The sequence below is a fragment of the Streptococcus mitis genome, from assembly GCF_023109515.1.
In the GTDB taxonomy this organism is placed as follows: Bacteria; Bacillota; Bacilli; order Lactobacillales; family Streptococcaceae; genus Streptococcus; species Streptococcus mitis_CS.
This window is the reverse complement of record NZ_JALDUM010000001.1, coordinates 721,947-736,162: the sequence shown is the minus strand read 5'-3', so window position 1 is coordinate 736,162 and position 14,216 is coordinate 721,947. Positions and strand designations below refer to the sequence as shown.

The 14,216-nt window shown below is 40.4% G+C and carries 13 protein-coding genes; all 13 read left to right on the top strand.

Annotation, left to right across the window (positions count from 1 at the left end):
* Positions 1-13 precede the first annotated feature (13 nt).
* Positions 14-862 carry a DNA-processing protein DprA gene (gene dprA, locus M1G05_RS03640; protein WP_247953133.1) on the top strand — a complete coding sequence of 283 codons (849 nt, stop codon included), beginning with the start codon at positions 14-16 and terminating at the stop codon, positions 860-862.
* 117 nt (positions 863-979) lie between these two features.
* A complete protein-coding gene (topA, locus tag M1G05_RS03635; RefSeq protein ID WP_247953132.1) occupies positions 980-3,067 on the top strand; it encodes a type I DNA topoisomerase in 2,088 nt (695 codons plus the stop codon).
* A 105-nt stretch (positions 3,068-3,172) separates the two neighbouring features.
* Complete coding sequence (locus tag M1G05_RS03630) at positions 3,173-3,532, top strand: YbaN family protein (RefSeq protein ID WP_001220352.1); 360 nt, start codon at positions 3,173-3,175, stop codon at positions 3,530-3,532.
* Between the two features lie 93 nt (positions 3,533-3,625).
* Positions 3,626-4,258: a copper homeostasis protein CutC gene (locus tag M1G05_RS03625; RefSeq protein WP_247953131.1), complete on the top strand. Its 633-nt coding sequence runs from the start codon at positions 3,626-3,628 to the stop codon at positions 4,256-4,258.
* Positions 4,259-4,301: 43 nt separating this feature from the next.
* Complete coding sequence (locus tag M1G05_RS03620; protein WP_247953130.1) at positions 4,302-4,958, top strand: MmcQ/YjbR family DNA-binding protein; 657 nt, start codon at positions 4,302-4,304, stop codon at positions 4,956-4,958.
* Positions 4,959-5,261: 303 nt separating this feature from the next.
* Positions 5,262-6,824 (top strand): 2-isopropylmalate synthase, encoded by a 1,563-nt coding sequence (locus tag M1G05_RS03615; protein WP_247953129.1) that lies wholly within the window; start codon positions 5,262-5,264, stop codon positions 6,822-6,824.
* 11 nt (positions 6,825-6,835) lie between these two features.
* On the top strand, positions 6,836-7,873 hold the full coding sequence (leuB, locus tag M1G05_RS03610; RefSeq protein ID WP_247953128.1) for a 3-isopropylmalate dehydrogenase: 1,038 nt from the start codon (positions 6,836-6,838) through the stop codon (positions 7,871-7,873).
* The gene (locus M1G05_RS03605) at positions 7,870-8,139 is read left to right on the top strand and encodes a DUF1294 domain-containing protein (protein WP_023946895.1); all 270 of its coding nucleotides are present in this window, start codon (positions 7,870-7,872) and stop codon (positions 8,137-8,139) included. Before leuB ends, M1G05_RS03605 begins: the two co-directional genes overlap by 4 nt.
* A 3-nt stretch (positions 8,140-8,142) precedes the next feature.
* Positions 8,143-9,525, top strand: coding sequence for a 3-isopropylmalate dehydratase large subunit (gene leuC / locus M1G05_RS03600; RefSeq protein WP_247953127.1), 1,383 nt, complete (start codon positions 8,143-8,145; stop codon positions 9,523-9,525).
* Positions 9,526-9,534: 9 nt separating this feature from the next.
* Positions 9,535-10,128 carry a 3-isopropylmalate dehydratase small subunit gene (gene leuD, locus M1G05_RS03595; RefSeq protein WP_000410619.1) on the top strand — a complete coding sequence of 198 codons (594 nt, stop codon included), beginning with the start codon at positions 9,535-9,537 and terminating at the stop codon, positions 10,126-10,128.
* A 27-nt stretch (positions 10,129-10,155) separates the two neighbouring features.
* Positions 10,156-10,935, top strand: coding sequence for an L-threonylcarbamoyladenylate synthase (locus M1G05_RS03590; protein WP_084928462.1), 780 nt, complete (start codon positions 10,156-10,158; stop codon positions 10,933-10,935).
* Between the two features lie 163 nt (positions 10,936-11,098).
* Positions 11,099-12,769, top strand: coding sequence for an AAA family ATPase (locus M1G05_RS03585; RefSeq protein WP_000391559.1), 1,671 nt, complete (start codon positions 11,099-11,101; stop codon positions 12,767-12,769).
* Complete coding sequence (locus M1G05_RS03580) at positions 12,753-14,072, top strand: McrC family protein (RefSeq protein ID WP_247953317.1); 1,320 nt, start codon at positions 12,753-12,755, stop codon at positions 14,070-14,072. Before M1G05_RS03585 ends, M1G05_RS03580 begins: the two co-directional genes overlap by 17 nt.
* Positions 14,073-14,216: the final 144 nt, after the last annotated feature.

Genomic DNA, 14,216 nt, shown 5'->3' with positions numbered 1-14,216 from the left:
AATGGAGATATTTATGAAAATCACAAACTATGAAATCTATAAGTTAAAAAAATCAGGTTTGACCAATCAACAGATTTTGAAAGTACTAGAATACGGTGAAAATGTTGATCAGGAGCTTTTGTTGGGTGATATTGCAGATATATCAGGTTGCCGAAATCCAGCTGTTTTTATGGAACGTTATTTTCAGATAGACGATGTGCATCTGGAGAAGGAGTTTCAAAAATTTCCATCTTTCTCTATTTTAGATGACTGTTATCCTTGGGATTTGAGTGAAATATATGACGCGCCTGTACTTTTATTTTACAAGGGAAATCTTGACCTCTTGAAATTCTCGAAGGTAGCGGTCGTGGGCAGTCGTGCTTGTAGCAAACAGGGAGCTAAGTCAGTTGAAAAAGTCATTCAAGGCTTGGAAAATGAACTGGTTATCGTCAGTGGATTAGCTAAGGGAATTGACACAGCAGCTCATATGGCAGCTCTTCAGAATGGCGGAAAAACCATTGCAGTGATTGGAACAGGGCTGGATGTGTTTTATCCTAAAGCCAATAAACGCTTGCAAGACTACATAGGAAATGATCATCTAGTTCTCAGTGAGTATGGACCTGGCGAACAACCTCTGAAATTTCATTTTCCTGCCCGTAATCGCATCATTGCTGGACTTTGCCGTGGTGTAATCGTCGCAGAGGCTAAGATGCGCTCAGGTAGTCTTATTACCTGTGAGCGAGCAATGGAAGAAGGGCGCGATGTCTTTGCTATTCCTGGTAGCATTTTAGATGGATTATCAGACGGTTGCCATCATTTGATCCAAGAAGGAGCAAAATTGGTCACCAGTGGACAAGATGTTCTTGCCGAATTTGAATTTTAAGACGAAATTTCTCCTTCTAAACCAACTTTTCTTCTATATATAAGAGCTAAGTCTTGACAGTTATGGCAAAATGGTTTACACTTTATAAAGTTTATTACTTTGAAAAGGTGTGATACTGTGGCTACGGCAACAAAAAAGAAAAAATCAACAGTTAAAAAAAATCTAGTCATCGTGGAGTCGCCTGCTAAGGCCAAGACGATTGAAAAATATCTAGGCAGAAACTACAAGGTTCTAGCCAGTGTTGGGCATATCCGTGATTTGAAGAAATCCAGTATGTCCGTCGATATTGAAAATAATTATGAACCGCAATATATCAATATCCGAGGAAAAGGTCCTCTCATCAATGACTTGAAAAAAGAAGCTAAAAAAGCTAATAAAGTCTTTCTTGCGAGTGACCCGGACCGTGAAGGAGAAGCGATTTCTTGGCATTTGGCCCATATTCTTAACTTGGATGAAAATGATGCCAACCGTGTGGTCTTTAATGAAATCACCAAGGATGCGGTCAAAAATGCTTTTAAAGAACCACGCAAGATTGATATGGACTTGGTTGATGCCCAACAGGCTCGTCGTGTCTTAGACCGCTTGGTAGGCTATTCGATTTCGCCAATTTTGTGGAAGAAGGTTAAGAAGGGCTTATCAGCAGGTCGTGTACAGTCCATTGCCCTTAAACTCATCATTGACCGTGAGAATGAAATCAATGCTTTCCAGCCAGAGGAATACTGGACAATTGATGGCGTCTTTAAAAAGGGAACCAAGCAATTTCAGGCTTCCTTCTATGGAGTAGATGGCAAAAAGTTAAAACTGATTAGCAATGATGAGGTCAAGGAAGTCTTGTCTCGTCTGACTAGTAAAGACTTTTCCGTTGATCAGGTGGATAAGAAAGAGCGCAAACGCAATGCTCCTTTACCTTATACAACTTCGTCCATGCAGATGGATGCAGCTAATAAAATCAATTTCCGTACTCGAAAGACCATGATGGTTGCCCAACAGCTTTATGAAGGGATTAATATTGGTTCTGGTGTCCAAGGTTTGATTACCTACATGCGTACAGACTCTACTCGTATCAGTCCAGTAGCGCAAAATGAAGCAGCAAGTTTCATTACAGACCGTTTTGGTAGCAAGTACTCTAAGCATGGTAGCAAGGTCAAAAATGCTTCAGGAGCTCAGGATGCCCACGAGGCTATTCGCCCATCTAGTGTCTTTAATACACCTGAAAGCATTGCTAAGTATCTGGATAAGGATCAGCTCAAGCTTTATACCCTTATTTGGAATCGTTTTGTGGCTAGCCAGATGACAGCTGCAGTCTTTGATACCATGGCTGTTAAATTGTCTCAAAATGGGGTCCAATTTGCTGCTAATGGTAGTCAGGTTAAGTTTGATGGTTATCTTGCCATTTATAATGATTCTGACAAGAATAAAATGTTACCAGATATGGCTATTGGAGATGTGGTTAAGCAGATTAATAGCAAACCAGAGCAACATTTCACACAACCGCCTGCTCGCTATTCTGAAGCGACATTGATTAAGACCTTGGAGGAAAATGGGGTTGGACGTCCGTCAACCTACGCTCCTACAATTGAAACCATTCAGAAACGCTATTATGTTCGCCTTGTAGCCAAACGCTTTGAACCGACAGAGTTGGGCGAAATTGTTAACAAGCTCATCGTTGAATATTTCCCAGATATCGTAAACGTCACCTTCACAGCTGAAATGGAAGGTAAACTAGATGATGTCGAAGTTGGAAAAGAGCAGTGGCAACGTGTTATTGATGCCTTTTACAAACCATTCTCTAAAGAAGTGGCCAAGGCTGAAGAAGAAATGGAGAAAATCCAAATCAAGGATGAACCAGCTGGATTTGACTGTGAAGTGTGTGGTAGTCCAATGGTCATTAAGCTTGGTCGTTTTGGTAAGTTCTACGCTTGTAGCAATTTCCCAGATTGCCGTCATACCCAAGCAATCGTGAAAGAAATCGGTGTTGAGTGTCCAAGTTGTCATCAAGGACAAATCATTGAACGTAAAACCAAACGTAACCGCCTCTTCTATGGTTGCAATCGTTATCCAGACTGTGAATTTACCTCTTGGGACAAGCCTGTTGGTCGTGACTGTCCAAAATGTGGTAACTTCCTCATGGAGAAAAAAGTTCGTGGTGGTGGCAAGCAGGTTGTATGTAGTAATGGCGACTACGAGGAAGAAAAGATTAAATAAGAGGAGAGTCCTGAAAGTGAATTTCAGGCTCTTTTTGATTGGAACTTGACAAAATTCATCATTGTATGCGAAACTAGAAGAAGATTATTTTAATTAGGAGTAGTTATGCGTATTATTTATCTAATTATTGGTTTTTTATCACTGGCCTTGGCTATTGTTGGGGTTGTTCTGCCCTTGTTGCCAACAACTCCCTTTCTTTTGTTGTCTATCGCTTGTTTCTCCAGAAGTTCCAAGCGTTTCGAAGACTGGCTTTACCATACCAAGCTCTATCAAGCATATGTGGCTGATTTTCGTGAGACCAAGTCTATTGCGCGTGAACGAAAGAAAAAAATCATCGTATCTATCTACATCTTGATGGGGATTTCCATTTATTTTGCACCTCTTTTACCAGTCAAAATCGGTCTGGGAGCTTTGACCATCTTTATCACTTATTATCTCTTTAAGGTTATTCCAGACAAAGAATAAGTAAAATTTGTAACTATTTCCCTTGATAAAATTGAAAGCATATTCACAACAATATGATATAATAAATTCAAAGTAATACTCAAGGAGAATTAAATGATTTACGAATTTTGTGCTGAAAATGTGAGCTTGCTTGAAAAAGCGATGCAGGCTGGAGCTCGCCGAATCGAACTCTGTGATAATCTAGCAGTTGGTGGAACAACTCCCAGCTATGGAGTGACCAAGGCAGCGGTTGAATTGGCAACCAACTACGATACGACCATTATGACCATGATTCGTCCCCGTGGTGGCGACTTTGTCTATAATGATATGGAAATTGCTATCATGCTAGAAGACATTCGATTGACTGCTCAGGCTGGAAGTCAAGGGGTTGTATTTGGGGCTTTAACTGCTGATAAGAAGTTGGATAAAGCTAATCTGGAGAAGCTGATTGATGCATCAAAAGGAATGGAAATTGTCTTCCACATGGCCTTTGATGAATTGAGCGATGAAGACCAGTTGGAAGCTATTGACTGGCTCAGTCAAGCTGGTGTCACCCGTATCTTGACTCGTGCTGGTGTATCTGGCGATTCAATAGAGAAACGTTTTGCTCATTATCACAGAATTTTGGAGCACGCTAAAGGTAAAATTGAAATTCTTCCAGGTGGGGGGATTGACTTGGACAACCGTCAAACCTTTATCGACCAGCTGGGTGTGACACAATTGCATGGAACCAAGGTTGTCTTTTAAAAAATAGAAAGGAACTGCTAACTTTGGGTAGCAGTTTTCACTTATGTTTGAAATTTTTAAATCTTATCAGTTTAATCAAGAAAAAGCTCAAGCTTACGGTTTTGTAGAAAATGGGGAAGTCTGGACTTATAGTTGCCAGATTTTGCAAGGTGATTTTGTCATGACTGTGTCCATCAGTGCTGATAATGTGAACTTTCAAGTCTTTGACCAGGAGACTGGTGATCTCTATCCTCAAGTTCATATGGAAAGCATGAGGGGAAGTTTTGTCGGAAATGTCCGTGAGGCTTGTTTGGAGATTCTTTACCAGATTCGGAAGGCTTGTTTTGAGGTACAGGATTTTATCTGCCCTCAGACTAAGCGAATCATGACTCAAGTTCAGGAAAAGTATGGTAATCAGTTGGAGTATTTGTGGGAGAAATCGCCTGATACGGCAGTGTTAAGACACGAAGGCAATAAAAAGTGGTATGCCGTCTTGATGAAAATCTCTTGGGATAAGCTGGAAAAGGGCAGAGAAGGACAGTTGGAAGCAGTCAACCTCAAACATGACCAAGTAGCTGATTTACTTTCACACAAAGGCGTTTATCCAGCTTTTCATATGAATAAACGTTACTGGATTAGTGTGGTGCTTGATGATACTTTATCAGATAAAGAAGTATTGGAATTGATAGAAAAAAGTTGGAACTTAACTACTAAAAAATGAAACATTTCAAGGATTTTCAATTAGCAAAATATTCTCTACTGAAGAAATTTTCAGAAAATATTGGATTTTTTCTTGACAAGTACTTTTGCCTATGCTAAAATACTAAACAAGATATCAAACGAAGGAGAAAGTCAAACATGAAAACAGCTAAGTTTAATCAATTTGCTTTGTTGTTGAGGTACTCGGGCTAGTGCAAAAAGCATTAGTCCTGTTTGGCTTACCAAGCGGGAGTGAATCAACATCTCGCTTGGGTTTCTGAGCGAGATGTTTTTTTAAAACCACATTTGGAAAAGGGGAAATCTTATGAGAACAGTTGAATTTCTAGATACCAGCCTTCGGGATGGAGAGCAGACACCTGGTGTTAATTTCTCAATAAAGGAAAAAATTGCCATAGCAAGACAGCTGGAGAAATGGGGTATTTCAGCCATCGAAGCTGGTTTTCCAGCGGCTAGTCCAGACTCATTTACGGCAGTGCAGGAGATTGCTAAGGTCTTGAAGAAAACAGCGGTGACTGGTTTGGCACGCTCTGTCAAGTCTGATATTGATGCTTGTTACGAGGCCCTCAAGGACGCAAAGTATCCACAGGTCCATGTCTTTATCGCTACCAGTCCGATTCACCGAAAGTATAAGCTCAATAAGAGCAAGGAAGAGATTTTGGAAGCTATTAAGGAGCATGTCTCTTATGCACGTTCCAAGTTTGAAGTGGTCGAATTCTCTCCTGAAGATGCGACCAGAACAGAGTTGGATTTCCTTCTACAAGTTGTTCAAACAGCGGTTGATGCAGGTGCGTCTTATATCAATATTCCTGATACGGTAGGATTTACCACACCAGAGGAATATGGAGCTATCTTCAAATACTTGATTGAGCATGTCAAGACGGATCGTCAGATTATCTATTCGCCTCACTGCCACGATGACCTTGGAATGGCAGTGGCTAATAGCCTTGCTGCTGTCAAGAATGGGGCAGGACGTGTCGAAGGAACTATCAACGGTATTGGTGAGCGAGCTGGAAATGCTGCTTTAGAAGAAATAGCAGTGGCGCTCAATATTCGCCAAGATTACTATCAAGCAGAAACCAGTATTGTCCTAAATGAGACAATCAATACGTCAGAAATGGTTTCTCGCTTCTCAGGAATTCCAGTTCCTAAAAACAAGGCTGTGGTCGGTGGTAATGCCTTTTCTCACGAATCTGGTATTCACCAAGACGGAGTCCTTAAAAATCCTCTTACCTATGAAATCATCACTCCTGAATTGGTCGGTGTCAAGAGTAATAGCCTCCCACTTGGAAAATTGTCTGGTCGCCATGCCTTTGTCGAGAAACTAAGAGAATTGGCCCTAGACTTTACAGAAGAGGACATCAAACCACTCTTCGCTAAGTTCAAGGCACTGGCCGACAAGAAGCAAGAAATCACAGATGCAGATATTCGTGCTCTGGTAGCTGGAACCATGGTTGAAAACCCAGAAGGATTCCACTTTGATGATTTACAACTTCAAACTCATGCAGACAATGATATTGAAGCGCTTGTTAGCCTAGCCAATATGGATGGTGAGAAAGTCGAGTTCAATGCGACAGGACAAGGCTCTGTTGAAGCTATATTTAACGCTATCGATAAGTTCTTTAACCAATCCGTTCGTTTGGTGTCCTACACCATTGATGCTGTGACAGATGGAATTGATGCCCAAGCTCGAGTTTTGGTCACTGTTGAAAACAGAGATACAGAAACCATCTTTAATGCAGCAGGTCTTGATTTCGATGTGTTGAAGGCTTCGGCTATTGCCTACATCAATGCTAATACCTTTGTTCAAAAAGAGAATGCAGGTGAGATGGGACGCAGTGTTTCTTACCGCGATATGCCTAGTGTGTAAAGGAGAAAGCTATGACAAAGAAAATAGTGGCCCTAGCAGGGGACGGAATCGGTCCAGAAATCATGGAGGCCGGTTTAGAAGTTCTGGAGGCTCTAGCTAAAAAAACAGGCTTTGTCTATGAAATAGACAGACGACCTTTTGGAGGTGCAGGTATTGATGCTGCAGGGCATCCCTTACCTGATGAAACCCTCAAGGCAAGTAGAGAAGCAGATGCCATTCTCCTAGCAGCTATTGGTAGTCCTCAGTATGATGGAGCAGCGGTTCGGCCTGAACAAGGCCTGCTAGCGCTCCGTAAGGAACTCAATCTCTATGCTAATATTCGCCCTGTAAAAATCTTTGAGAGTCTCAAGCATTTGTCACCTCTCAAACCAGAACGAATTGCTGGTGTAGACTTTGTCGTGGTGCGTGAGTTGACAGGCGGGATTTACTTTGGAGATCATATCCTTGAAGAGCGCAAAGCGCGTGATATCAACGACTATAGCTATGAGGAAGTGGAGCGGATTATTCGCAAAGCCTTTGAAATCGCAAGAAATCGCAGAAAAATCGTTACCAGCATTGATAAGCAAAATGTGTTGGCAACATCAAAACTCTGGCGGAAAGTAGCTGAGGAGGTCGCGCAGGATTTCCCAGATGTAACCTTGGAACACCAGCTGGTAGACTCAGCTGCCATGCTCATGATTAGCAATCCTGCCAAGTTCGATGTTATCGTAACGGAGAATCTTTTCGGAGATATCTTATCTGATGAATCAAGCGTTCTATCTGGTACACTTGGAGTTATGCCATCAGCCAGTCATTCTGAAAAGGGTCCAAGCCTTTATGAACCTATTCACGGTTCAGCTCCTGATATTGCAGGTCAAGGAATTGCCAATCCTATCTCCATGATATTATCTGTTGCTATGATGTTGAGAGATAGTTTCGGACGCTATGAGGATGCAGTGCGTATCGAACGTGCCGTTGAAGCTAGCTTAGCGGCTGACATTTTAACAAGAGATATAGGTGGACAGGCTTCGACCAAGGAAATGACGGAAGCTATTATTGCAAGGTTATGAAGTTAGACGAAAAAATTACTCTTGCCCTCTTGATTTGGAATGTCATGATTTTCTTGATTTATGGTATTGACAAATCAAAGGCAAGGAGAAAAGCTTGGCGCATCCCAGAGAAAATCTTACTCATTTTGGCTCTTACTTGTGGTGGTTTTGGTGCCTGGTTGGCAGGAATCACTTTTCACCACAAGACTCGAAAATGGTACTTTAAAACGGTTTGGTTTCTCGGGATGGTGACCACACTAGTAGCCTTATATTTTATTTGGAGGTAATGGATGGCAGGAAAATCGATTTTTGATAAATTATGGGACCGTCATGTCATCACAGGAGAAGAGGGGCAGCCTCAACTCATGTATGTGGACCAGCACTATATCCACGAAGTGACCAGTCCTCAGGCTTTTCAAGGATTGCGAGAAGCAGGACGAAGATTGAGACGACCAGACTTGACATTTGGAACCTTTGACCACAATGTCCCGACAGTCAATATTTACGATATTCGAGATGTGATTTCTAAGGCACAAATTGATAAGCTTGCTGAAAATGTTGAGGAGTTTGGGATCGAACATGCAGCCCACGGTTCTGAAAAGCAGGGAATCGTTCATATGGTTGGTCCAGAAACAGGACGGACCCAACCAGGAAAATTCATCGTTTGTGGAGACAGTCATACGGCAACCCACGGGGCTTTCGGAGCTATCGCCTTTGGAATTGGGACCAGTGAAGTTGAGCATGTTTTTGCTACCCAGACCCTCTGGCAGGTCAAACCCAAGAAAATGCTGGTAGAATTCACTGGAGTTCCTCAAAAAGGAGTTTATTCCAAGGACTTCATTTTAGCCTTGATTGCCAAGTACGGCGTTGCTTGTGGTGTTGGTTATGTCGTGGAGTATCGTGGACAGGCTATTGATGCACTGAGCATGGAAGAGCGAATGACCATCTGCAATATGTCCATCGAGTTTGGATCTAAGATGGGAATCATGAACCCAGATCAAACCACCTATGACTATCTCAAGGGACGTGAGTGTGTTCCAGAAGACTTCGAAGAGGCTGTGGCGGATTGGAAAACAATTATCAGTGATGATGATGCTGTTTATGATAAGGTTATCCAGATGGATGTCTCAGGATTGGCTCCCATGGTGACCTGGGGAACTAATCCTGCTATGGGTGTTGACTTTGACAGTAGCTTTCCAGAAATTAAGGATATGAATGATGAGCGAGCCTACAATTACATGGACTTGGAGCCTGGTCAAAAGCCAGCAGATATTGAACTAGGCTATATCTTTATCGGGTCTTGTACAAATGCTCGTCTCAGCGACTTGCAACTGGCTGCTCGATTTGTCAAAGGAAAGAAGATTGCTCCTAATCTAACAGCTATCGTGGTTCCAGGCTCTCGTTCTGTGAAACGAGCTGCTGAGAAGTTGGGCTTGGACAAGGTCTTTCTAGATGCTGGATTTGAGTGGAGAGACCCAGGTTGTTCTATGTGCCTAGGGATGAATCCTGACAAGGTACCTGATGGTGTTCACTGTGCCTCAACCAGCAATCGTAACTTTGAAGACAGACAGGGCTTTGGCGCTAAGACCCACCTCTGCAGTCCAGCCATGGCAGCTGCGGCAGCTATTGCAGGGCGTTTCGTAGATGTTCGGCAAATGCCAGAAGCCCAGTAAGGAGAGGATATGGAGAAATTCACAGTTTATACGGGAACGACCGTTCCTCTCATGAATGATAACATCGACACCGACCAAATCCTTCCCAAGCAGTTTCTCAAGTTAATTGATAAAAAAGGCTTTGGTAAGTACCTTATGTATGCTTGGCGTTATCTGGATGACAAGTATACTGAGGACCCAGACTTTGTCTTTAACCGACCTGAATACCGCAAAGCCAGTATTCTCATCTCAGGGGATAACTTTGGGGCAGGTTCTTCGAGGGAACACGCAGCTTGGGCTCTAGCGGACTATGGTTTTAAGGTCGTGATTGCAGGATCTTTCGGTGATATTCATTACAATAATGAACTTAATAATGGTATGTTGCCCATTGTTCAGCCCAGAGAGGTTCGAGAGAAACTAGCCCACTTGAAACCAACTGACCAGATAACTGTGGACTTGGAACAACAAAAAATCATCTCACCAGTTGGAGAATTCACTTTTGAAATCGATAGTGAGTGGAAACACAAGCTCTTAAATGGTTTGGATGATATCGGTATTACCTTGCAGTATGAAGATTTGATTGCTGCTTATGAAAAACAACGACCAGCCTACTGGCAGGATTAGAAGAAAAATAGAAAAGGAAATAGAACTATGACAAAACACATTCAATGGAACGGAACACTTTCACAAGAAGGCTATGACATTTTAAAAGGTGAGGGAGGGTGCATTGTTTGCCCTACAAAAGTCGGTTATATCATCATGACTAGCGATAAGGCAGGACTTGAACGCAAGTTCGCAGCCAAAGAACGTAACCGTAACAAACCAGGTGTTGTCCTCTGTGGTAGCATGGATGAACTTCGCGCTTTAGCACAACTCAACCCAGAAATTGAAGCCTTCTACCAAAAACATTGGGACGAAGATATTCTTCTTGGTTGTATCCTTCCTTGGAAACCAGAAGCCTTTGAGAAATTGAAAGCTTATGGGGATGGCCGTGAAGAGCTGATGACTGATGTGCGTGGTACTAGCTGTTTCGTTATCAAGTTTGGGAAAGCTGGTGAACAATTGGCTGCCAAACTTTGGGAAGAAGGCAAGATGGTCTATGCCTCCTCTGCAAATCCATCTGGAAAAGGAAATCGTGGTAAAGTAGAAGGTATCGGAGAACGCATCGAAAGGGCAGTTGACCTTGTTATCGAGGCAGACGACTATGTGGCATCTATCCAGCCTGACAAAACGATTGAAACTCGCTACGAGCAAGGTGTGATGGTCTCTATGGTTGATAAATACGGTAAACTCATCCCAGAACAAGGAGGAGCACGTTCAACTTCACCAGCTCCAGTTGTGATTCGCAAAGGGCTTGACATTGATAAGATTATGATGCACCTGTCAGATACCTTTAACTCATGGGACTACCGTCAGGGAGAGTATTATTAAGATAAAAAAGAAGTCTAGTGTTATGAGACATTAAAGCTCCTAACACTGGACTTTTCTTTAGAATTTCTTTTCTTTTTTATATAGATGTGATATTCTATATGTGAAATAGAGCTTTGAAATATTAAATACTAACTAGCCTATAATATGAAAATGGAGCTACAAAATGGAAGAAAAATTAAATTATTGGATGATAGTTGCAGGAGGAGGTGGAAAAGTTTGGTCTTTATTTAAAGAAGAAAATATAGCTTGTATAGATTTTGATTCTAATTTATCTAATATTTTAGATTACAATAATCCTGAAGAATTGAAGCAAGGAAAGCAGAGAAATTTATTTATTTGGAAGTTTGCACATGACATAAAAATAAATGATTATATAATAGCTACCTCAGGATTTAACAAAATTTTGGGTATTGGACAATGTGTGAAAACATATTACTTTGATGAAACAAAAACAGAGTTTAAACATTGTATTGGTGTTAATTGGTTGAAAGTAGATGGTGGATGGGAATACCAAGGTAAAAAAGGTGCAAGACAAACCATCAACTGGGATAGAAATTCAGAACGTATCAATTTGTATAAATCTATTCTAAATGGTACATACAGAAAAAATATAGAGAAGGTTGTTATGAATAAAAATATTAACGATTATTTAGATAAATTAAGAAAATCCAAAAACCTCATCCTCCGCGGTGCTCCTGGCACGGGAAAAACTTATCTTGCTAAAGAAATTGCTAAAGAATTAACGGATGGCAACGAAGATCAAATCGGCTTTGTTCAGTTTCATCCTTCGTATGACTACACGGATTTTGTCGAGGGTTTGCGCCCAGTATCCAATGGGGATGGAGCTATCGAGTTTAAATTACAAGATGGTATTTTTAAGAAGTTTTGTCAGAATGCTATAGATTCTAAGAAGATTGGAGGTCAAGATAATTTTGATGAAGCTTGGGATCTTTATCTTGAGTATGTAAATAACAGAGATGAAAAAGAATATTTGACAGAATTTTCCTATCTAACAGTAAATAGTCGAAATAATTTTAATATCAATTATGAAACTAAATCCCAAGGAACTGTCTTAACAAAATCTTATGTTTATGAACTATATAAAGATGAAAACTATCTGAAACAGCCCTATTATCATAACCAAGGAAAAAAAGTCCTTGAAACTTTAAAGAAAAGATTTGCTTTGAAAGACTATATTTCTCCAGAAGAGGTTGAAACAGACAAGAAATTCGTTTTCATTATCGATGAGATTAATCGTGGTGAGATTTCTAAGATTTTTGGTGAACTCTTTTTCTCTATTGACCCTGGCTATCGTGGTGAAAAGGGATGTGTTTCTACTCAGTATGCTAATTTACATGAGACTAATGAGAAATTTTATATCCCTGAAAATGTCTATATTATCGGAACTATGAATGATATTGACCGTTCAGTGGACACCTTTGATTTTGCTATGCGCCGTCGTTTCCGTTTTGTTGAAGTTACTGCTGAAAGCCAGTTATACATTCTAGATAACGAACTAGATGGACATGAGGAAGAAGCGAAAAAACGTTTAAGAAACTTGAACGCTGCTATTGAAAACGTTCAGGAGTTAAACAGTCATTATCATATCGGACCAAGTTATTTCCGTAATTTAAAAGAGTTGGATTATGATTATGAATTACTTTGGTCTGATTACCTCAAACCGCTTTTGGAAGATTACTTACGAGGTTCTTATGAAGAGGCTGAAACTCTGGGTACATTGAAAAAAGCATTTGATCTGACAAAGAATGAGCAAAAAGATCAGGCAGTAGCTGATGACCATGAAGGCGATGAAGACGATGATGCGGATAACTGATAATCAGCATAGAATTGCTAAGGAAGGCTTTGTCGCAGAATATCCCAAACTAAGTCAAGCACTTCTTGATAGAACACTAGATAACCTTTCTAAAGAGGACAATATCTTTATTTTTCCAAATGATTTGAAGAATTCTCCTGACTTAGAAAAGGACCAAAAAATCTTTGAAACAGTTAATCAGGAAATCAAGACAGGAAATGTGATTGGTTTTCTGGGGTGTGGTCAGGAAAGATTAACGATTTCCTCTCGCTTTTCTGATAAATATAACGACCACTTTTTGCATTATCTCTTACACAAGGTTCTTCATATCAATCTCACTAGTTTAGATGTTGCTTTGTCTCGTGAAGAGAGGCTTTATCAACTTTTGATGTATCTCTTCCCTAAGTATCTACAAGCTGCAATTCGAAAAGGTCTTTATAAGGAATACCAGAGATTTTCTCATAATGATAGTCATGTTAAGGGAGTGATTGATGTAAGAAACCATCTCAAGAAAAACCTTCCTTTTACAGGAAATATTGCCTACACAACGAGAGAGTTCACCTATGATAATCCCCTCATGCAGTTGATCCGTCATACTATTGAATACATTAAGAACCAGAAAAGTATTGGTCAAGGGGTACTAGATAATCTCTCAACTAGTCGTGAAAACGTAGCTGAAATCGTGCGTGTAACGCCCTCTTATAAACTAGCTGATCGTGCTAAGATTATTCGGGGAAATCAATCTAAACCTATACGTCATGCATACTTTCACGAGTACAGAAAGTTACAAGAACTTTGTCTGATGATCCTAAACCAAGAAAAGCACGGCTTAGGGTATCAAGATCAAAAAATTCATGGTATTCTTTTTGATGTTGCCTGGCTTTGGGAAGAGTATGTTCATACTTTGTTGCCAAAAGATTTCATCCATCCACGGAATAAAGAAAAGCTAGGTGGTATTTCGGTATTTTCTGTTGGGAAACGGAAAGTATATCCAGATTTTTATGATAGAGAACGAAAGATTGTTCTAGATGCTAAATATAAAAAACTAGAGTTCACTGAAAAAGGGATCAACCGTGAGGACTTGTTCCAGCTGATTTCCTATTCTTATATTTTAAAAGCTGAGAAGGCTGGTCTTGTTTTTCCGAGCAAGGACAAGGTTGTTGATAATGAGATAGGAAAGCTAGCAGGTTATGGAGCTTTGTTGAAGAAATGGTCTATTCAAATTCCTCAGAAGTCTTCATCTTATCGTGAATTTTGTGAAATGCTAGAAAACTCCGAAGAAATATTTAAAAGTAATATTACTAAAGAAGTGGGGAGAAAATAATCTCTCCTCTTTTCTGTCTTTGATATAATCAAAACCCGAACAATATATTTTAATTTATAAAATTATTTGACAAAAACTGTACTTTAGTTTATAATAAATTAAGGAAACGTCGGAAAAGACGTAGTGATGCGAAAGCATAGGTAG

Coding starts and splice junctions, on each gene's coding strand:
- leuB (WP_247953128.1), top strand. CDS start 6,836: ATGACAAAGAAAATAGTGGCCCTAGCAGGGGACGGAATCGGTCCAGAA.
- M1G05_RS03625 (WP_247953131.1), top strand. CDS start 3,626: ATGATTTACGAATTTTGTGCTGAAAATGTGAGCTTGCTTGAAAAAGCG.
- M1G05_RS03605 (WP_023946895.1), top strand. CDS start 7,870: ATGAAGTTAGACGAAAAAATTACTCTTGCCCTCTTGATTTGGAATGTC.
- dprA (WP_247953133.1), top strand. CDS start 14: ATGAAAATCACAAACTATGAAATCTATAAGTTAAAAAAATCAGGTTTG.
- M1G05_RS03630 (WP_001220352.1), top strand. CDS start 3,173: ATGCGTATTATTTATCTAATTATTGGTTTTTTATCACTGGCCTTGGCT.
- M1G05_RS03580 (WP_247953317.1), top strand. CDS start 12,753: ATGATGCGGATAACTGATAATCAGCATAGAATTGCTAAGGAAGGCTTT.
- M1G05_RS03620 (WP_247953130.1), top strand. CDS start 4,302: ATGTTTGAAATTTTTAAATCTTATCAGTTTAATCAAGAAAAAGCTCAA.
- M1G05_RS03615 (WP_247953129.1), top strand. CDS start 5,262: ATGAGAACAGTTGAATTTCTAGATACCAGCCTTCGGGATGGAGAGCAG.
- leuC (WP_247953127.1), top strand. CDS start 8,143: ATGGCAGGAAAATCGATTTTTGATAAATTATGGGACCGTCATGTCATC.
- M1G05_RS03585 (WP_000391559.1), top strand. CDS start 11,099: ATGGAAGAAAAATTAAATTATTGGATGATAGTTGCAGGAGGAGGTGGA.
- M1G05_RS03590 (WP_084928462.1), top strand. CDS start 10,156: ATGACAAAACACATTCAATGGAACGGAACACTTTCACAAGAAGGCTAT.
- leuD (WP_000410619.1), top strand. CDS start 9,535: ATGGAGAAATTCACAGTTTATACGGGAACGACCGTTCCTCTCATGAAT.